Source organism: Serratia sp. LTN-2 (genome assembly GCF_059740205.1).
Window position 1 is genome coordinate 40,824 of record NZ_JCAXDO010000007.1, and the last position, 19,648, is coordinate 60,471.

At 62.3% G+C, this 19,648-nt stretch carries 14 protein-coding genes; 13 read left to right on the forward strand and 1 reads right to left on the reverse strand.

What is annotated here, in order from left to right; genetic code table 11:
* The first annotated feature begins 81 nt into the window (after positions 1-81).
* Positions 82-588 (forward strand): tRNA adenosine(34) deaminase TadA, encoded by a 507-nt coding sequence (gene tadA, locus AC6BYQ_RS15060; RefSeq protein ID WP_019452326.1) that lies wholly within the window; start codon positions 82-84, stop codon positions 586-588.
* Here tadA and mltF read toward each other — a convergent pair whose 3' ends face one another.
* Entirely contained in the window at positions 589-2,049 is a 1,461-nt protein-coding gene (gene mltF, locus AC6BYQ_RS15065; RefSeq protein WP_019452327.1) for a membrane-bound lytic murein transglycosylase MltF, read from the reverse strand. It abuts the gene before it with no gap.
* Positions 2,050-2,326: 277 nt separating this feature from the next.
* Between mltF and purL the strand changes: the two genes are divergently transcribed.
* The 12 genes from purL to AC6BYQ_RS15125 all read left to right on the forward strand — a co-directional run bounded on the left by purL (position 2,327) and on the right by AC6BYQ_RS15125 (position 19,625).
* Positions 2,327-6,217 carry a phosphoribosylformylglycinamidine synthase gene (gene purL, locus AC6BYQ_RS15070; RefSeq protein ID WP_498057119.1) on the forward strand — a complete coding sequence of 1,297 codons (3,891 nt, stop codon included), beginning with the start codon at positions 2,327-2,329 and terminating at the stop codon, positions 6,215-6,217.
* An 887-nt stretch (positions 6,218-7,104) separates the two neighbouring features.
* Positions 7,105-8,541 (forward strand): sensor histidine kinase, encoded by a 1,437-nt coding sequence (locus tag AC6BYQ_RS15075; protein WP_019452329.1) that lies wholly within the window; start codon positions 7,105-7,107, stop codon positions 8,539-8,541.
* 3 nt (positions 8,542-8,544) lie between these two features.
* Positions 8,545-9,417 carry a two-component system QseEF-associated lipoprotein QseG gene (gene qseG, locus AC6BYQ_RS15080; RefSeq protein WP_498057120.1) on the forward strand — a complete coding sequence of 291 codons (873 nt, stop codon included), beginning with the start codon at positions 8,545-8,547 and terminating at the stop codon, positions 9,415-9,417.
* A complete protein-coding gene (glrR, locus tag AC6BYQ_RS15085; protein ID WP_019452331.1) occupies positions 9,414-10,751 on the forward strand; it encodes a two-component system response regulator GlrR in 1,338 nt (445 codons plus the stop codon). The genes qseG and glrR overlap by 4 nt, the downstream gene beginning before the upstream one ends.
* A 130-nt stretch (positions 10,752-10,881) precedes the next feature.
* Positions 10,882-12,504, forward strand: coding sequence for an NAD+ synthase (locus AC6BYQ_RS15090; protein WP_019452332.1), 1,623 nt, complete (start codon positions 10,882-10,884; stop codon positions 12,502-12,504).
* Between the two features lie 11 nt (positions 12,505-12,515).
* Positions 12,516-12,854, forward strand: coding sequence for a nitrogen regulatory protein P-II (glnB, locus tag AC6BYQ_RS15095; RefSeq protein WP_004847623.1), 339 nt, complete (start codon positions 12,516-12,518; stop codon positions 12,852-12,854).
* 216 nt (positions 12,855-13,070) lie between these two features.
* On the forward strand, positions 13,071-13,994 hold the full coding sequence (locus tag AC6BYQ_RS15100) for a LysR substrate-binding domain-containing protein (RefSeq protein WP_074055553.1): 924 nt from the start codon (positions 13,071-13,073) through the stop codon (positions 13,992-13,994).
* Positions 13,995-14,109: 115 nt separating this feature from the next.
* Positions 14,110-15,573, forward strand: a complete 1,464-nt coding sequence (locus tag AC6BYQ_RS15105; RefSeq protein WP_498057121.1) for a gamma-aminobutyraldehyde dehydrogenase — start codon at positions 14,110-14,112, stop codon at positions 15,571-15,573.
* Between the two features lie 73 nt (positions 15,574-15,646).
* The gene (gene ydcS / locus AC6BYQ_RS15110) at positions 15,647-16,801 is read left to right on the forward strand and encodes a putative ABC transporter substrate-binding protein YdcS (protein ID WP_019452335.1); all 1,155 of its coding nucleotides are present in this window, start codon (positions 15,647-15,649) and stop codon (positions 16,799-16,801) included.
* Between the two features lie 53 nt (positions 16,802-16,854).
* The gene (locus AC6BYQ_RS15115) at positions 16,855-17,883 is read left to right on the forward strand and encodes an ABC transporter ATP-binding protein (protein ID WP_019452336.1); all 1,029 of its coding nucleotides are present in this window, start codon (positions 16,855-16,857) and stop codon (positions 17,881-17,883) included.
* 1 nt (position 17,884) lies between these two features.
* Complete coding sequence (locus AC6BYQ_RS15120) at positions 17,885-18,829, forward strand: ABC transporter permease (protein ID WP_019452337.1); 945 nt, start codon at positions 17,885-17,887, stop codon at positions 18,827-18,829.
* Complete coding sequence (locus AC6BYQ_RS15125) at positions 18,819-19,625, forward strand: ABC transporter permease (RefSeq protein WP_016929774.1); 807 nt, start codon at positions 18,819-18,821, stop codon at positions 19,623-19,625. The genes AC6BYQ_RS15120 and AC6BYQ_RS15125 overlap by 11 nt, the downstream gene beginning before the upstream one ends.
* The last annotated feature ends 23 nt before the right edge of the window (positions 19,626-19,648 follow it).

Consider the following 19,648-nt stretch of genomic DNA (forward strand, 5'->3'; position numbering starts at 1 on the left):
TATAGCCATTGTCGCGCGGTTACGACAAAGTGGGGCTAGTGTGTATAATGCCCGCCGCAAAAGCGCACGAGGAATTATGCGATGACTGAATATAACGATGAATACTGGATGCGTCAGGCATTGCGGTTGGCCCTGCGCGCGCAGGAAGAGGGCGAGGTGCCGGTGGGTGCGCTGCTGGTGCTGGACAATCAGGTCATCGGCGAGGGCTGGAACCGGCCGATAGGCCGCCACGATCCTACCGCACACGCCGAGATCATGGCGCTGCGCCAGGGCGGCGCGGTGCTGCAAAATTATCGCCTGCTGAACGCCACGCTGTACGTCACGCTGGAGCCCTGTGTGATGTGCGCCGGCGCGATGGTGCACAGCCGCATCCGTCGGCTGGTGTATGGCGCCGCCGACGAGAAAACCGGCGCTGCCGGTTCGCTGGTGGACATTCTGCGCCATCCGGGCATGAACCATCAGGTGGAGATCGTCTCGGGCGTGCTGGCGGACGAATGCGCCGCCACCCTGAGCAATTTCTTCCGCCTGCGCCGCGAACAGAAAAAAGCGCTCAGGCTGGCGCAACGGGCGGCGGATAAACCGGAATAATCAGTAGTTGAGCGCCAGTTCCGGCATCACCGTCGGATAGCCTTTCCCCAACGCCTCCTGCTCGGCGGCCGCCTGCGCCGCCTTTCTCTCTTTTTCCTGCAGATAGCCCACCAGGCTGACCTGGTAGCGGCGGATGTTTTCTACATAGTTGTAGGCTTCACGCCCGCGCGCATAGCCATAGGTCAGCTGCGGATAGTAGCGCTTTTGGCTGAGCATCGGCAGGCGCTGCTTGACGTCGACCCAGCTGTCCGGGTTGCCTTTTTGCGTCTTGGTCAGCTTGCGTGCGTCCAGCATATGGCCCCAACCCATGTTGTAGGCCGCCAGCGAGAACCAGATGCGTTCGTCTTCCGGCACGCTGTCCGGCACCTTGGCCATCAGCCGCTGCAGGTAAAGGGCGCCGCCCTGAATGCTCTCTTCCGGATCGAGGCGGTCATTGACCCCCAGACCGTCGGCGGTGGCGCGGGTCAGCATCATCAGGCCGCGCACGCCGGTGGGAGAGGTGGCCTGCGGATTCCAGTGCGATTCCTGATAGGCGATGGCCGCCAGCAGCTTCCAGTCGATCTCGTTGGCGTGCTTCTCGAACAGCGGGCGGAAGTTGGGCAGCACCGAGTCGATGGCCGACAGGAAGGTTTTGGTGTCCACATAGTCGAAGCTGCCGACGTGGCCGAGGTATTTCTCTTCCAGCCGCGCCAGGGTGCCGTCGTCCACCATCTGACTGTAGAAATCCAGCATCGCCGCGTACAGGCTGTCGTCGCCGTCGCGTTTGAGGTACCAGGTGACCGGTTCTTCGTCGGTGACGTCGAACGCCACCGCCAGCTGCGGATGGATGCGCTGCAGCAGCGCGATGGTCACCGAATCGCCGAGGGTGTAATCCAGCTTGCCGTCGGCAACCCGTTCCAGCAGCTCTTTGGAGGTGAGATCGCTGGAGGACTCCCAGGCGAGGTCCGGGTATTTATCCTGCTTGAGCTGCTTTAGCGTGCTGACGTGCGCGGAACCGGAGGCGACCGCCAGCTTGCCTTTAATGTCAGCGAAGCTTTTCGGCCGCGCGGTGCCCAGCCGGTACACCAGCTGTTGGGAAACGGAATAGTAGGCCGGGCCGGTGCGCGCGCGGCTGAGGCGCTCCTGGTTGTAGATCAGGCCCGCCGCCAGCAGGTCGGCGTCATCGTCGTCCAGATCGTCGAACAGGTCATTGATGTTCTGATGGGGGATCACCACCAGCTTCACCCCGAGGTAGTTGGCGAAGCGCTTGGCCAGTTCGTAGTCGAGCCCACCCGGCCCTTGCTTGGTGTTGAAATAGGTCAGCGGTGAATTCAGCGTGCTGATACGCAACTCGCCGCGGGAAATGATCTCCTGGAGTTGCCCGCCCTGGCCGCTGCGCCAGGTGATGTTGGGCCACAGCGCGAGAGCCAGAAGCAGGGTGACAACGCCGATGAGGATGTAGTTTATTTTAAGACGTTTCAAATAGTTATCCAGTGGTGGCACAGGTACACCGGCGACGGCAGCCACGACTTTTCTCATGGTTAAATCACCAGTGCGGGGGCATTTTGCGCAACAAAACGCCAGTGTGCAACTTTATTGACACGTTATGACAATTCGACGGTGCGGCACGCTTTTATCAATAATCCCTACGCAAACGGTTTCGTCGGCGCGGAGGATTCTCTATAATGACGCGCGTTTTCCCCTGTTGCGCCCAATGAAGCGTCTTATCCGTCGCTTCGAAGACGAGAGAACTTTGATTATGGAAATTCTGCGTGGTTCGCCCGCTTTATCGGCTTTTCGCATTACCAAACTGCTGTCCCGCTGTCAGGACGCCCACCTGCCCGTCAGTGATATCTACGCCGAGTACGTCCACTTTGCCGATGTCAGCGCACCGTTAAGTGCCGAAGAACACGCCAAACTTCAGCGTCTGCTCAAGTACGGTCCTTCTCTCGCCGAACACGCCCCTGAAGGCCGGCTGCTGCTGGTTACGCCGCGTCCGGGCACCATTTCACCCTGGTCTTCCAAAGCCACCGACATCGCCCACAACTGCGGTCTGCAACAGGTGCTGCGGCTGGAGCGCGGTCTGGCGTTCTACGTCAAGGCGCCTGAACTGACGGAAGCCCAGTGGCGGCAGCTTGCAGCGCTGCTGCACGATCGCATGATGGAAACCGTCTTCAGCGAGCTGCAACAGGCCGAACAGCTGTTCGCGCACCATCAGCCGGCGCCGTATCAGTCGGTCGACGTGCTGGGCGCAGGGCGCGCCGCGCTGGAGCAGGCCAACGTCCGGCTCGGCCTGGCGCTGGCGCAGGATGAGATCGACTACCTGCTGAATGCCTTTACCGGTTTGGGGCGCAACCCGACGGATATCGAACTTTATATGTTCGCGCAGGCCAACTCCGAGCACTGCCGCCACAAGATTTTCAACGCCGACTGGATCATCGACGGCGAGCAGCAGCCCAAGTCGCTGTTCAAAATGATCAAGAATACCTACGAGCAGACGCCGGACTACGTGCTGTCGGCTTATAAAGACAACGCCGCCGTGATGGAAGGCTCGCAGGTCGGCCGCTTCTTCGCCGCGCCGGAGAACGGCACGTACGATTATCATCAGGAAGAAGCGCACATCCTGATGAAAGTGGAAACCCACAACCACCCGACGGCGATCTCGCCGTGGCCGGGCGCCGCGACCGGCTCCGGCGGCGAGATCCGCGACGAGGGCGCTACCGGCCGGGGCGCCAAGCCGAAGGCTGGTCTGGTGGGCTTCTCGGTGTCCAACCTGCGCATTCCCGGCTTTGAACAGCCGTGGGAGCAAGATTTCGGCAAGCCGGAACGCATCGTCACCGCGCTGGATATCATGACCGAAGGCCCGCTGGGCGGCGCGGCGTTCAACAACGAATTCGGCCGGCCGGCGCTGCTGGGCTACTTCCGTACCTATGAAGAGCGTGTCAACAGCCACAACGGCGTTGAGCTGCGCGGCTACCACAAACCGATCATGCTGGCGGGCGGCATCGGCAACATCCGCGCCGATCACGTGCAGAAAGGGGAAATCACCGTCGGCGCCAAGCTGGTGGTGCTGGGCGGCCCGGCGATGAATATCGGCCTGGGCGGCGGCGCGGCGTCCTCGATGGCGTCCGGTCAGTCCGACGCCGATCTGGATTTCGCTTCGGTGCAGCGCGACAACCCGGAAATGGAACGCCGCTGTCAGGAAGTGATCGACCGCTGCTGGCAGCTGGGCGACCAGAACCCGATCCTGTTCATTCATGACGTCGGCGCCGGCGGCCTGTCCAACGCCATGCCGGAGCTGGTGAGCGACGGCGGCCGCGGCGGCCGTTTCGAACTGCGCGATATTCTCAACGACGAGCCGGGCATGAGTCCGCTGGAAGTGTGGTGCAACGAATCGCAGGAACGTTACGTGATGGCGATCGCCCCGGCGCAGATGGCGCAGTTCGACGAGATCTGCCGCCGCGAACGCGCGCCTTACGCGGTGATCGGCGAAGCGACCGAAGAGCAGCACCTGACGCTGAACGATAGCCACTTCGACAATCAACCGATCGACATGCCGCTGGACGTGCTGCTCGGCAAGACGCCGAAGATGACCCGCGACGTCACGCGCCTGCAGGCGCGTGGCCAGGCGGTACAGCGCGAAAACATCACCCTGGCCGATGCGGTGAAACGCGTGCTGCATCTGCCGGCCGTTGCGGAGAAGACCTTCCTGATCACCATCGGCGACCGCACCGTCACCGGCATGGTGGCGCGTGATCAGATGGTCGGCCCGTGGCAGATCCCGGTGGCCGACTGCGCGGTCACTACCGCCAGCCTGGACAGCTACTACGGCGAAGCGATGTCGATCGGCGAACGCGCGCCGGTGGCGCTGCTGGACTTCGCCGCCTCCGGTCGCCTGGCGGTCGGGGAAGCGCTGACCAACCTGGCTGCCACCGAGATCGGTAGCCTGAAGCGCGTGAAGCTGTCCGCCAACTGGATGGCCGCCGCCGGCCACCCGGGCGAAGACGCCGGTCTGTACGAAGCGGTGAAAGCGGTGGGCGAAGAGCTGTGCCCGGCGCTGGGCATCACCATTCCGGTGGGCAAAGACTCCATGTCGATGAAAACCCGTTGGCAGGAAGGCAACGAACAGCGTGAAATGACCTCGCCGCTGTCGCTGGTCATCACCGCTTTCGCCCGCGTGGAAGACGTGCGCGGCACCGTGACGCCACAGCTGCGCACCGATAAGGGCGACAACGCGCTGCTGCTGATCGACTTGGGCAACGGCCATAACGCGCTGGGCGCCACCGCGCTGGCGCAGGTTTATCGCCAACTGGGCGACAAACCGGCCGACGTGCGCGACGTCGCGCAGCTGGCGGGCTTCTTCAACGCCATGCAGCAGTTGGTGGCCGATCGCGCGCTGCTGGCTTATCACGACCGCGCCGACGGCGGCCTGCTGGTGACGCTGGCGGAGATGGCCTTCGCCGGCCACTGCGGCGTGGACGTTAACCTGGACGGCCTCGGCGACGATGCGTTGGCGGTGCTGTTCAACGAAGAACTGGGCGCGGTGATTCAGGTGAGCGCCGAACGTCTCGACGACGTGAAGCAGGCGTTCGCTCAACACGGTTTGACCGACAACGTGCATCACATCGGCAGCGCGCAGGCCGGCGATCGTTTCGTCATTCAGCAACACGGCAAGGCGCTGTACAGCGAAAGCCGCAATACGCTGCGCACCTGGTGGGCGGAAACCACCTGGCAGATGCAGCGCCTGCGCGACAACCCGGCGTGCGCCGATCAGGAACATCAGGCCAAGCAGGATGAACAAGATCCCGGCCTGAGCGTGAAACTGACCTTCGCACCAGAGGAAGACATCGCGGCGCCGTATATCGCCAAGGGCGCTCGCCCGAAAGTGGCGGTGCTGCGCGAGCAGGGGGTGAACTCCCACGTTGAGATGGCGGCGGCGTTCCACCGTGCCGGCTTTGACGCGGTGGACGTGCACATGAGCGATCTGCTGGCGGGGCGCCGCGATCTGCAGGACTTCCACACGCTGGTGGCCTGCGGCGGCTTCTCTTACGGCGACGTACTGGGCGCCGGCGAAGGCTGGGCGAAGTCTATCCTGTTCAACGAGCGGGTGCGCGACGAGTTCGAAGCGTTCTTCCACCGTCCGCAGACGCTGGCGCTGGGCGTATGCAACGGCTGCCAGATGATGTCTAACCTGCGCGAGCTGATCCCGGGCGCCGAACACTGGCCGCGCTTTGTGCGCAACCTGTCGGATCGCTTCGAGGCGCGCTTCAGCCTGGTGGAGGTGGCGGCCAGCCCGTCGCTGTTCCTGCAGGGCATGACCGGTTCTCGTATGCCGATCGCCGTTTCCCACGGTGAAGGGCATGTCGAAGTGCGCGATGCGGCGCATCTGGCGGCGCTGGAAAGCCACGGCCTGGTGGCGCTGCGGTTCGTCAACAACGCCGGTCAGGTCACGGAGGCTTACCCGGCCAACCCGAACGGTTCGCCGAACGGCATTACCGCCGTGACCAGCGCCAGCGGGCGCGCTACGGTGATGATGCCGCACCCGGAACGCGTGTTCCGCACGGTCAGCAACTCCTGGCACCCGGAAGAGTGGGGCGAGGACAGCCCGTGGATGCGCATGTTCCGCAATGCCCGTAAGCAGTTGGGCTAAAAACGACCACCACCGTACAGAGGGCGCAAGCAATTGCGCCCTTTTTTATGGTCGCTGTTCACCGCCGGGCGGCAGTGTCTGCATTTTGCGACAAGGGCTATTTTTCCTGTCGCTAAATGGAGACATTTAACTGGTTGATTTTATTAATGCTAATTGGGTTTGGCTTTAGTTGTCTGCGTTTGGCGACAGCACGGCGTTTTTTTCATCGCCCATCGGTGCCTGATGAGTGAGAATATTTGCCGTTGTAAATTTATTTTTAATTAAAATCAATATGTTATGATTTTTATTGCAAAGTTGGCATGCAACGTGCATTATTCTCAGCGGTTGCTCATTCAACTTTTTATGACGGCGCCGTAATTAGACGGCAAATCACCTCATAAGCCTCCGAATGATGCCAAAGAAATGGTGCCTATCGTCCAACCAAACCGATAACAGACCGTGCAAGCGGCTTTATCAAGCATCGGGCGACACGTGGAGTGAGGCACCGCCTGTATCCAACTGTGATGAAGGGTTCATCAATCCTGGATACTTACGGATGCTATTCGTCCTGTTCGATGCCAGCCGCTGCGCTACATCACCCTGGGGACGAGACTCAAGGGCATCCACACTTTCCTTGCGGCGGGGCAAACTTCTTGCCCCGGCGTCAATTCTCAACGCTGCGTTTATCCCTGTTTCGTCGCCTATGCCCGCGAACACAGACGTTGTCCAAACAGTATCGCTTTTATTCCCGTTTATCGTATTGCTGCCGCGTGTCGTCGGTGCGCTGCGCTTGTGCGCACGCTTCACCGATCCCGCGGCTTTTTCCTTGCGCGTTCAGGATTCTCCCTTGCCGGGCTTTTCTCTTTCCGGCGAGTCAGTTAGCATCGTGACAGAGCTGAGAGAATGAGATGATTTCGTTGAAAAAATGGCGTTTATTCCCCCGTTCGCTGCGGCAGCTGGTGTTGCTGGCGTTCCTGTTGGTGCTGCTACCGCTGTTGGTGTTGGCTTATCAGGCTTATCAAAGCCTGGATCACCTCAGCGCACAGGCGGCGGACATCAACCGCACCACGCTGGTGGACGCGCGGCGCAGCGAGGCGATGACCAGCGTGGCGCTGGAGATGGAGCGCAGCTATCGTCAGTACTGCGTGCTGGTCGATCCTACGCTGCAGAAGCTGTATCAGAACCAGCGCAAACAGTATTCGCAGATGCTGGACGCCCACGCGCCGATCCTGCCGGACGAACGTTATTACCAAACGCTGCGTCAGTTGCTGACCCAGCTGGCGGCGATCAAATGCCATAACAGCGGGCCGGACCAAGAGGCCTCGGCCCTGCTCGAGTCGTTCTCACGATCCAATGCCGAAATGGTGCAGGCCACGCGCGCGGTGGTGTTTTCACGCGGCCAGCAGCTGCAGCAGGCCATTGCCGAGCGCGGTCAGTTCTTCGGCTGGCAGGCGCTGCTGCTGTTCCTGGTCAGCGTGCTGCTGGTGGTGCTGTTCACCCGCATGATCATCGGGCCGGTCAAGGCCGTGGAGCGGATGATCAACCGTCTGGGGGAAGGGCGCGCGCTGGGCAGCACTGCGTCGTTCAAAGGGCCGCGCGAGCTGCGTTCGCTGGCGCAGCGCATCATCTGGCTGAGCGAACGGTTGGCGTGGCTGGAGTCGCAGCGCCACGAGTTCTTGCGCCATATCTCGCACGAGTTGAAAACGCCGCTGGCCAGCATGCGTGAAGGCACCGAACTGCTGGCCGACGAAGTGGCGGGGCCGTTGACCTCCGATCAAAAAGAGGTGGTGGCGATCCTCGACAACAGCAGCCGTCATCTGCAACAGCTGATTGAACAACTGCTGGATTACAACCGCAAACTGGCCGACGGCCCGGCGGAACACGAGAACGTCGAGCTGCGCGACATGGTCGATCTGGTGGTCGCCGCGCACAGTTTGCCGGCACGGGCGAAAATGATCGCCACCGATATCGATCTGAAGGCGGAAATCTGCTGGGCAGAGCCTACGCTATTAATGCGCGTGCTGGATAATCTCTACTCCAATGCGGTGCACTACGGCAAGGAATCCGGTAACATTTGGATCCGCAGCCGTCAGGTTGGACAACGGGTGCAAATCGACGTCGCCAATACCGGCACGCCGATCCCCGAGGCTGAAAGAGCCATGATTTTCGAGCCTTTTTTCCAGGGTAGTCACCAGCGAAAAGGGGCGGTAAAAGGAAGCGGACTGGGGTTGAGCATCGCTCAGGACTGTATCCGTCGCATGCGCGGTGAGCTGCAACTGGCGACGGTCGCCGGTGCAGACGTCTGCTTCCGCATTGAACTGCCGTTAACCGCCGAGAATGAATAAATAATGTACACATGGTCTAAACGCCTTCGTCTTTCACAGACCGAACGTTCACCGCGTGCCACGCACAGAGCGCCGCTCGGCAAACGCCCGATCAGCTGGTTGGGCGCCGTTTTCTTTATGCCGCTGTTGCTGGCGGGCTGTGTCGATCGCGCCGTCAGCGGCGGCCTGAATCCTCAGCAGCAAGAGGCGATCCCGGATACCAAGGTGATCGATTACCGTACTGCGGCCTGCGATACCCTGTGGCAATTGGACGATAAGGACGCGTTGGATAACTCGCTCTACTGGCTGCGCGCGATGGATTGCGCCGATCGCATCGGCTCGACTCAGGCGCGCGCGCTGGCGAAAACGGTGCCTGGCGACAGCTGGTTCGGCGTTTTCAAGCAGAGCATCCTGCTGGGAAGCGCACAGCCGACCTCCGGTGAACGCCGCCAGATAATCGATCGGATCAATAGCTACCGCATGGAATTCCCCGGTTCGCTGCGTCCGCTGACGCAGCTGTGGCGCCAGCAGCAAATGCTGCAGATCACGCTGTTCGATGAAAAAGCGCGCTATCAGCATCTGCAGGAAAGCAGTGACAGCCAGATCGATTCGCTGCGTCAGAACCAAGCGCGCTTGCAAGCGCAGCTGCAGGACACCTCGCGCAAGCTGGAAAACCTGACCGACATCGAGCGTCAGCTCTCGTCGCGCAAGCAGCTGCAAGGCGAAATCCCGGAAAATGGTGCAGGCTCGCAAAAGGGCGAGGCCGCCGGTAAAAATGGCGCGGCCGCCAAAGGCGCCGAGTCGCAGGACGAACCGGAAAAGGGCACCGCGCTGCCGGTTGAACCGGAAGACACCTATACGCCGCACCCCGCCAATAAGGAGTCCCACGCGCAATGACCGCACGCAAACCGGCCAACCTGTTATTGGTTGACGACGATCCCAGCCTGCTGAAGCTGTTGGGCATGCGCCTGACCAGCGAAGGTTTTCACGTCACCACCGCCGAAAGCGGCCAGGAAGCGCTGCGCCTGTTGGCGCGCGAGCAGATCGATCTGGTGATCAGCGATCTGCGCATGGACGAGATGGACGGCATGGCGCTGTTCGCCGAGATCCAGAAACATCAGCCGGGCATGCCGGTGATCATACTCACCGCGCACGGCTCGATTCCCGATGCGGTGGCCGCGACTCAGCAGGGGGTGTTCAGCTTCCTCACCAAGCCGGTGGATCGCGATGCGCTGTACAAGGCTATCGATGAAGCGCTGTCGCTGTCGGCACCGGCCGGTGACGACGCCTGGCGCGAAGACATCGTCACCCGCAGCCCGTTGATGCTGCGCCTGCTGGAGCAGGTGAATATGGTGGCGCAGTCCGACGTCAGCGTACTGATCAACGGCCAGAGCGGCACCGGCAAAGAGGTGTTGGCGCAGGCAATCCACCGCGCCAGCCCGCGCGCCGGCAAGGCGTTCATCGCCATCAACTGCGGCGCGTTGCCGGAGCAGCTGCTGGAATCCGAACTGTTCGGCCACGCCAAGGGTGCCTTCACCGGCGCGGTCAGCAGCCGTGAAGGGCTGTTCCAGGCGGCGGCGGGCGGCACGCTGTTCCTCGACGAGATCGGCGATATGCCGCTGTCGCTGCAGGTGAAGCTGCTGCGCGTGCTGCAGGAGCGCAAGGTGCGGCCGCTGGGCAGCAACCGCGATCTGGACATCGACGTGCGCATCATCTCCGCCACCCACCGCGATCTGCAAAAGGCGATGGCGAAGAACGAGTTCCGCGAAGACCTTTACTACCGCCTCAACGTGGTGAACCTGAAGATCCCGGCGCTCAACGAGCGGGCCGAAGACATTCCGCTGCTGGCCAACCACCTGTTACGCGAAGCGGCTCAGCGGCACAAGCCGTTCGTGCGCAGTTTCTCGACCGACGCCATGAAACGGCTGATGACCGCCAGCTGGCCGGGCAATGTGCGTCAACTGGTCAACGTTATCGAACAGTGCGTGGCGCTGACCTCGGCGCCGGTGATCAGTGAAGCGCTGGTGGAACAGGCGCTGGAAGGGGAAAACACCGCGCTGCCGACCTTTGCCGAAGCGCGCAACCAGTTCGAGTTGCACTATCTGCGCAAGCTGCTGCAGATCACCAAGGGCAACGTGACACAGGCCGCGCGCATGGCGGGCCGCAACCGCACCGAGTTTTACAAATTGCTGTCGCGCCACGAGCTGGACGCCAACGATTTTAAAGAATGACAGTGTTCCGCCGGTGCCTGCCATGCAGGTTCTCAACAAATCCGGCGGAATGATTTACACTCCGTTCTCTTTGCCGCGGCATGTCCCGGCGTAGAGCACCATGGAACGTATTAAGCGGGATCGTACACAAATGAGCAGATCACTTTCCATCGCCCTGGCCCAGTTGAACCTGCTGGTCGGCGACATTGAAGGCAACACCGAACGCATGTTGCAAATCGTGCAGGAGCAGCAGAAGGCGGGAGCCGATCTGGTCATGTTCACCGAACTGGCGCTGTCCGGTTATCCGCCGGAAGATCTGCTGTATCGCAATGACTTCTACCAGCGCTGCGATGCGCAGCTGCTGCGTCTGCAGCAGGCCTCCGCCGAGACGGCGATCCTGGTCGGCCACCCGTGGCGCGAAGGCGACAAGCTGTACAACGCGCTGTCGCTGTTCGCCGAGGGCCGCCTGCTGACCCGCTACTTCAAGCAGCAGTTGCCGAACTACGGCGTGTTCGATGAGAAGCGCTATTTCCACGCCGGCAACGACACCTGCGTGGTGGAGCTGAAAGGGTACCGTCTGGGGCTGCTGATCTGCGAAGATCTGTGGTTCCCTGAGCCGATCGACGCCGCCAAGGCGGCCGGTGCGGAGATTATCCTGTCGATCAACGCCTCGCCGTATAACCGCGAAAAGCCGTATATCCGCAAAACGCTGATGGCCGGCCACTGCCAGCGCACTCAGCTGCCGCTAGTGTACCTCAACCAGGTCGGCGGCCAGGATGAGCTGATCTTCGACGGCTGCTCCAAGGTCTTCGACGCCGCCGGCACCATGACTCACCGTCTGGCGGCCTTCGACGAGCAGGTGACCCGCCTGGAATTCAACGATCTGGCCGTGGTGCCGATGGCCGATCCGGCCGCTGAGCTGCCGCAGCTGGCGCAGGTGTACCAGGCGCTGGTGCTGGCGGTGCGCGACTACGTGACCAAAAACGGCTTTAAAGGCGCGGTGCTGGGCCTGTCCGGCGGCATCGACTCGGCGCTGACGCTGGCGATCGCCGTGGATGCGCTGGGCAAAGACAAGGTGCAGGCGCTGATGATGCCGTTCCGCTATACCGCGGATATCAGCATCGCCGACGCCAAAGAAGAGGCGGAAATCCTTGGCGTGGAGTTCGATATCGTCTCCATCGAGCCGATGTTCGATGCCTTTATGGGCCAGCTGTCGCCGATGTTCGCCGGCACCGAGCGCGACACCACCGAAGAGAACCTGCAGGCGCGTTGCCGTGGAGTGGTGCTGATGGCGCTGTCCAACAAACGCCGCAGCATCGTGCTGACCACCGGCAACAAAAGCGAAATGGCGGTGGGTTACGCCACGCTGTACGGCGATATGGCCGGCGGTTTCGACGTGCTGAAAGACGTGCCGAAAACTCTGGTGTTCAAGCTGTCTGAATACCGTAACACCGTCTCCTACGTGATCCCGCAGCGGGTGATCGATCGTCCGCCGTCCGCCGAGCTGGCGCCGGATCAGGTCGATCAGGACAGCCTGCCGCCGTACGATATCCTGGATGCGATCCTGGAAGGTTACGTCGAGCGCGACAAGTCGGTCGCCGATCTGGTGGCCGAAGGGTTCGACGAAGCGATCGTGCGCAAGGTGATCCGCCTGGTGGACATCAACGAATACAAGCGGCGTCAGGCCGCCGTCGGGCCGCGCATCACCGCCCGTAACTTCGGCAAAGACCGCCGCTACCCCATCACATCCGGTTTTGGCCGCAAAAATTGGTAAAAGGAAAGAAGATGAAAAAGATCGACGCGATTATCAAGCCGTTCAAACTGGATGACGTCCGCGAAGCGCTGGCCGAAGTGGGCATCACCGGCATGACGGTCACCGAAGTCAAAGGCTTCGGCCGCCAAAAGGGCCACACCGAGCTGTACCGCGGCGCCGAATACATGGTCGATTTTCTGCCTAAGGTGAAGATCGAGATCGTGGTTGCCGACGACATCGTCGACACCTGCGTGGAAACCATCATGCAAACCGCGCAGACCGGCAAGATCGGCGACGGCAAAATCTTCGTCTTCGACGTGGCACGCGTGGTGCGCATCCGTACCGGCGAGCAGGACGAAGAAGCGATCTGATCCTCGCAAGGGTCCTCGGCCATCAGGGCGCAGCATGCTGCGCCCTTGTCATTTCTGTTCCCCGCACATCGCACTTCTTCGCCTCATTGTTTCCCCCATTTTTGCCTGTCGGCATTCTAAAAAAGCGAACGCTATCGCGTTTTTGATACTTTTCCCGATCGCTTCACGGCCTGTGTCTACACTCAACGCAATGTTTTTGCTTGAGGAATCACCCCCATGATGACGTTACGCCAAATTCGCCACTTTATCGCCGTGGCGGAAACCGGGTCGATCTCCGCCGGCGCCCAGGCGGTGTTTGTCTCCCAGTCTTCGCTGACGCTGGCGATCCAGCAGCTGGAAACCGAGATCGGCGTGCGGCTGTTCGATCGCCACGCCAAGGGCATGACGCTGACCCATCAGGGGCACCAGTTCTTGCGCCAGTCGTATCTGATCCTGGCGACGGTGGACAACGCCAAGCGCAGCCTGCAGATAGGCACCGAGAGCCTGACCGGCAAGCTGACTGTTGGCGTCACCAGCCTGGTGGCCGGTTACTTCCTGGTGGAACTGCTCACGCGCTTTAAATCGGCCTATCCCAACGTCACCGTGCAGGTGGTTGAAGACGAGCGCCCGTATATCGAGCATCTGCTGGTCAGCGGCGAGATCGACATCGGCGTGCTGATCCTGTCGAACATCGAAGACCGCGATGCGCTGCAGACCGAGGTGCTGATGCACTCGCCGTATCGCCTGTGGCTGCCGCCGCTGCACCCGCTGCTGGATCACGAGAGCATTAGCCTGGCGGACGTGGCCAAACAGCCGCTGATCCAGCTCAACGCCGATGAAATGGACGTGCACGCGCGGCGTATCTGGTCGCGCGCCGGGCTGAAGCCGGAGATCGCCATGAAAACCGCCTCGACCGAGGCGGTGCGCAGCCTGGTGGCGGCGGGGATGGGGGTGTCTATCCAGCCGGACATGGCGTATCGCGCCTGGTCGCTGGAGGGCAACATGATCGAGGCGCGCAAGCTGGACGATCTGCTGGAGCCGCTGGATATCGGGCTGGCGTGGCGGCGCGGCAGCGCGCGGCCGGAGCTGGTGACGCCGTTCCTGACCATTGCGCGCGAGAACGGCAGCAAGCACGCCGCCGGACTTAAGCATTCGATTTAATCGAACGCGGCGTTCAGTATTTAGAATTTGTTGCCCGCTAGAGGCTCGCTTAGGCTGATTAAAACTAACTTATTCACATTTGGTTAACGTTTTTGTCACTTAGGGGCGTCAGGCGATGGCAGATGTGCAGGTTCTCTCGGGTTTGTCCTGTCAGCAGTTCATTAACGGTCAGCTTATCGACGGCGAAGGCCAGCAGGAGTGCATTGTCAATCCGGCCAACGGCGAGACGCTGATCGCCCTGACCGAAGCCTCTGCGGCGCAGGTCAGCAGCGCGGTGAAAGCCGCGCAGCAGGCGTTCGGCCACTGGTCGCGCACCACGCCAGGCCAGCGCGCCGCCTTATTGCTGCGCATCGCCGACGCCATCGAGCGGCAGGCACCGCAGCTGGCGCAGCTGGAAGCCCTCAACTGCGGCAAACCGCTGCATCAGGCGCTCAATGACGATCTGCCGGCGGCGGTCGACGTGTTCCGCTTCTTCGCCGGCGCGGTCCGCACGCAGCAAGGGCAGCTGGCCGGCGAGTATGTGCCGGGACACACCTCGATGATCCGCCGCGATCCGGTCGGCGTGGTGGCCTCGATCGCCCCCTGGAACTATCCGCTGATGATGGCGGCGTGGAAGATCGCGCCGGCGTTGGCGGCGGGCAATACCGTGGTGTTTAAACCCTCCGAACATACGCCGCTGACCATTCTGGCGCTGGTGCCGGCGTTGCAGGAGATCCTGCCGCCGGGCGTGCTGAACATTGTCTACGGCGGCGGTGAAGGGGTCGGCAGCCAGCTGGTAGGGCACCCGCAGGTGCGGCTGGTGTCGGTCACCGGCGATATCGTCACCGGGCAAAAAATTCTTCAGGCGGCGGCCAAAAGCGTCAAGCGCACCCACCTGGAACTGGGGGGCAAGGCGCCGGTGATCGTCTGCGACGACGCCGATCTCGACGAAGTGGTCAACGGCATTCGCACCTACGGCTATTACAACGCCGGCCAGGACTGCACCGCCGCCTGCCGCATCTACGCGCAGGCCGGCATCTATCCCAAACTGGTGGACGCGCTGGGCGAGGCGGTCGCCAGCCTGCGCTTCGCCCGCAAGCGCGATCAGGACAACGAGATCGGCCCGTTGATAAGTAGCCGCCAGCGCGATCGCGTCGCCAGCTTTGTCGAGCGGGCGCTCAGCCAACCGCATATCGAATTGATCACCGGCGCCGCGGCCCACTCCGGGCCGGGGTTCTACTACCAGCCGACCCTGCTGGCGGGTTGCCTGCAAAGCGACGAAATCGTGCAGCGCGAGGTGTTCGGCCCGGTGGTCAGCGTCACGCGCTTCGAGCACCTGGAGCAGGCGGTCGAGTGGGCCAACGACTCGGAATACGGGCTGGCTTCGTCGGTGTGGACGCAAAATATCGACCGGGCGCTGCACATCGCCGCCCATCTGCAGTACGGCAGCACCTGGATCAATACCCATTTCACCTTGGCGAGCGAGATGCCGCACGGCGGCCTGAAACGCTCCGGCTACGGCAAGGATCTGTCCAGCGATTCGCTGCAGGATTACAGCGTTGTCAGGCACGTTATGGCGAAGTTCAAAGCCAGCTTCTAACGGTTATATCAAGAAAAATCAGGCGGCAGCCGTTCCCTGCCGCACACCGATAAGCAACACAGGGGTAATTACGATGGGAAAAACTACCGCAGTCACCACCACCGTCTCCGCGCTCTGCCTCACCGTGCTGTGCGGCCTGGCCCAGGCGGCCGATCTGCCGCAGTCGCTGGGCAAAGGCGAAGGCCGGCTGGATATCATCGCCTGGCCCGGCTACATCGAACGCGGCCAGTCCGACAAAAATTACGACTGGGTCACCCAGTTTGAAAAGCAAACCGGCTGCGCGGTGAACGTGAAGACCGCCGCCACCTCCGATGAAATGGTCAGCCTGATGGCCAAGGGTGGCTACGATCTGGTGACCGCCTCCGGCGACGCCTCGCTGCGTCTGATCTTCGGCAAGCGGGTGCAGCCGATCAACACCGCGCTGATCCCGAACTGGAAGAACATCGATCCGCGCTTGCTGAACGGCGCCTGGTACACCGTGGACGGCAAAACCTACGGCACGCCGTACCAGTGGGGGCCGAACCTGCTGATGTACAACACCAAAACCTTCCCGACGCCGCCGGACAGCTGGGCGGTGATCTTCCAGCAGCAGAACCTGCCGGACGGCAAGAGCAACCAGGGGCGGGTACAGGCCTACGACGGCCCGATCTACATCGCCGACGCGGCGCTGTTCCTGAAGGCTACCCAGCCGCAGCTCGGCATCAGCGATCCTTACCAGCTCAACGAGGAGCAGTACCAGGCGGCGCTGAAGTTACTGCGTAGCCAGCACGCGCTGATCCACCGCTACTGGCACGACACCTCGGTGCAGATGAGCGACTTTAAAAACGAAGGCGTAGTGGCCTCCAGCGCCTGGCCGTACCAGGCCAACGCCCTGAAGGGTGAAGGACAGCCGATCGCCACCGTGTTCCCGAAAGAGGGCGTGACCGGCTGGGCGGACACCACCATGCTGCATGCCGACGCCAAACACCCGAGTTGCGCCTACCAGTGGATGAACTGGTCTCTGGAGCCGAAGGTGCAGGGCGACGTGGCGGCCTGGTTCGGTTCGGTGCCGGCTTCGCCGGCGGGCTGCAAGGCCAGCGCGCTGCTGGGTGAGAAGGGCTGCGAAACCAACGGCTTTAACCAGTTCGACAAAATCGCCTTCTGGAAAACGCCGCAGGCGCAGGGCGGCAAGTTCGTGCCGTACAGCCGCTGGACCCAGGATTACATCGCCATCATGGGCGGCCGCTAAGCCGCGGGGCGCAGCCCGCTGCGCCCGATTTACATCAGTATGGAGCACAGAAAATGACCATTGCCGTGCAATTCATCGATGTTTCGCGGACTTTCGGCGATGTTCGCGCCGTGGATCGGGTATCCATCGACATTCAGGACGGGGAATTCTTCTCCATGCTCGGGCCGTCCGGCTCGGGCAAAACCACCTGCCTGCGCCTGATCGCCGGCTTTGAACAGCTCACTTCCGGCTCGATTCGCATCCACGGCCAGGAAGCCGCCAACCTGCCGCCGTACCAGCGCGACGTGAACACCGTGTTTCAGGATTATGCGCTGTTCCCGCACATGTCGGTGCTGGAAAACGTCGCCTACGGCCTGATGGTGAAGGGCGTCGCCAAACGCGAGCGGCTGGCGCGGGCGCAAGAGGCGCTGGAGAGCGTGGCGCTCGGTTTCGTCGCCGAACGCAAGCCGGCGCACCTGTCGGGCGGCCAGCGGCAGCGCGTGGCGTTGGCGCGCGCGCTGGTCAATCGACCGCGGGTGCTGCTGCTGGACGAACCGCTCGGCGCGCTGGATCTCAAGCTGCGCGAGCAGATGCAGGGCGAGCTGAAGAAGCTGCAGCGCCAGCTGGGCATCACCTTTATCTTCGTCACCCACGATCAAAGCGAAGCGCTGTCGATGTCCGATCGGGTGGCGGTGTTCAATAACGGCCGCATCGAACAGGTGGATACGCCGCGCGAGCTTTACATGCGGCCGAAGACGCCGTTCGTCGCCGAGTTCGTCGGCACCTCCAACGTGGTGCGCAGCGAGCTGGCGCAGCGTCTGCTCGGCGAAAGCCGGACCTTCTCGATCCGGCCGGAACATATCCGCCTGCTGGAGCAAGGCGGCGCGGCGCAGGACGAGATCCAGGTGCAGGGCACGCTGCAGGAAATCCATTACCAGGGCGCGGCCACGCGGTATGAGATCGCGCTGAACGGCGGCGAAAAGCTGCTGGTCAGCCAGGCCAATCCGCAGTGGATCGCCGCAGGGCAACAGCGGCAGATCGGCCAGCCGATTGTCGCCTGCTGGCCGCGCGCGGCGATGGTGCCGCTGCTGGAGGAGAGGTGAGATGGACATGAGCATCGATTCCCCCTCGGCGCGCGGCGGTAGCGTGCGCGCGCTGTCGACCTGGCTTTATCGCCGGCCGACGTTGTACCTGCTGCTGTTGCTGGTGCCGCCGCTGCTGTGGTTTGGCGCGGTGTACCTCGGTTCGCTGCTGACGCTGCTGTGGCAGGGTTTTTACACCTTCGACGATTTCACCATGGCGGTGACGCCGGATCTGACTTTCGCCAACCTGGCGGCGCTGTTCAACCCGGCCAACTACGACATCATCCTGCGCACGCTGACCATGGCGGTGCTGGTGTCGCTGGCCAGCGCGGCGCTGGCGTTCCCGATCGCCTATTACATGGCGCGCTACACCAGCGGCCGCGTCAAAGCGTTCTTTTACATCGCGGTGATGATGCCGATGTGGGCCAGCTATATCGTCAAAGCCTATGCCTGGACTCTGCTGTTGGCGAAAGACGGCGTGGCGCAGTGGTTCCTGCAGCACCTGGGGCTGGAGCCGCTGTTGGCTTCGCTGCTGACGGTGCCCGGCGTCGGCGGCAACACGCTGTCGACCTCGGGCCTGGGGCGTTTTCTGGTGTTCGTCTATATCTGGCTGCCGTTCATGATCCTGCCGATCCAGGCGGCGCTGGAGCGCCTGCCGCCCTCGCTGCTGCATGCCTCGGCGGATTTGGGCGCCCGGCCGGCACAGACCTTCCGTCACGTCATTTTGCCGCTGGCGGTACCGGGCATCGCCGCCGGGTCGATCTTCACCTTCTCGCTGACGCTGGGCGACTTTATCGTGCCGCAACTGGTGGGGCCGCCGGGCTATTTCATCGGCAGCATGGTGTACGCCCAGCAGGGCGCGATCGGCAATATGCCGATGGCCGCGGCCTTTACGCTGGTGCCGATCGTCCTGATCGCCATCTACCTTTCCATCGTCAAACGTCTGGGGGCTTTCGATGCACTCTGAACGCGCGCCCTTAGGGCTGAAGCTGGCCGCCTGGGGCGGACTTGTCTTCCTGCATTTCCCGTTGGCGATCATCGCCATCTACGCCTTCAACACCGAGGACGCAGCCTTCAGCTTCCCGCCGAAGGGCTTTACGCTGCATTGGTTTAACGTCGCCGCCGGGCGGCAGGACATCATCGATGCGGTGCTGCTGTCGGCGCAGATCGCCTGCCTGGCGACCGCCATCGCGCTGGTGCTCGGCACCCTGGCGGCGGCGGCGCTCTATCGGCGCGATTTCTTCGGCAAGGACAGCATTTCGCTGCTGCTGCTGCTGCCGATCGCGCTGCCGGGGATCGTCACCGGCCTGGCGCTGCTGGCGGCGTTCAAGGCGCTGAACATCGAGCCGGGCATCCTGACCATCGTCGTCGGCCATGCGACTTTCTGCGTGGTGATCGTGTTCAACAACGTCATCGCCCGGTTCCGCCGCACCTCATACAGCCTGATCGAGGCTTCGATGGACCTCGGCGCCGACGGGTGGCAAACCTTCCGCTATGTGATCCTGCCGAACCTCGGCTCGGCGCTGCTGGCCGGCGGCATGCTGGCGTTCGCGCTGTCGTTCGATGAAATCATCGTGACCACCTTTACCGCCGGCCACGAGCGCACGCTGCCGCTGTGGCTGTTGAACCAGCTCGGTCGCCCGCGCGACGTGCCGATCACCAACGTGGTGGCGCTGTCGGTGATGCTGTTGACCATGCTGCCGATCCTCGGCGCTTACTACCTGACCAAAGGTGGGGAAAGCGTCGCCGGCAGCGGCAAATAATTTCCTTACCCGACCTCTGATAA

Excerpts from the sequence above, each read along its gene's own strand:
- AC6BYQ_RS15100 (WP_074055553.1), top strand. The coding sequence starts at position 13,071 with ATGATGACGTTACGCCAAATTCGCCACTTTATCGCCGTGGCGGAAACC.
- ydcS (WP_019452335.1), top strand. The coding sequence starts at position 15,647 with ATGGGAAAAACTACCGCAGTCACCACCACCGTCTCCGCGCTCTGCCTC.
- AC6BYQ_RS15075 (WP_019452329.1), top strand. The coding sequence starts at position 7,105 with ATGATTTCGTTGAAAAAATGGCGTTTATTCCCCCGTTCGCTGCGGCAG.
- qseG (WP_498057120.1), top strand. The coding sequence starts at position 8,545 with ATGTACACATGGTCTAAACGCCTTCGTCTTTCACAGACCGAACGTTCA.
- AC6BYQ_RS15115 (WP_019452336.1), top strand. The coding sequence starts at position 16,855 with ATGACCATTGCCGTGCAATTCATCGATGTTTCGCGGACTTTCGGCGAT.
- AC6BYQ_RS15105 (WP_498057121.1), top strand. The coding sequence starts at position 14,110 with ATGGCAGATGTGCAGGTTCTCTCGGGTTTGTCCTGTCAGCAGTTCATT.
- AC6BYQ_RS15120 (WP_019452337.1), top strand. The coding sequence starts at position 17,885 with ATGGACATGAGCATCGATTCCCCCTCGGCGCGCGGCGGTAGCGTGCGC.
- glrR (WP_019452331.1), top strand. The coding sequence starts at position 9,414 with ATGACCGCACGCAAACCGGCCAACCTGTTATTGGTTGACGACGATCCC.
- glnB (WP_004847623.1), top strand. The coding sequence starts at position 12,516 with ATGAAAAAGATCGACGCGATTATCAAGCCGTTCAAACTGGATGACGTC.
- tadA (WP_019452326.1), top strand. The coding sequence starts at position 82 with ATGACTGAATATAACGATGAATACTGGATGCGTCAGGCATTGCGGTTG.
- purL (WP_498057119.1), top strand. The coding sequence starts at position 2,327 with ATGGAAATTCTGCGTGGTTCGCCCGCTTTATCGGCTTTTCGCATTACC.
- AC6BYQ_RS15125 (WP_016929774.1), top strand. The coding sequence starts at position 18,819 with ATGCACTCTGAACGCGCGCCCTTAGGGCTGAAGCTGGCCGCCTGGGGC.
- AC6BYQ_RS15090 (WP_019452332.1), top strand. The coding sequence starts at position 10,882 with ATGAGCAGATCACTTTCCATCGCCCTGGCCCAGTTGAACCTGCTGGTC.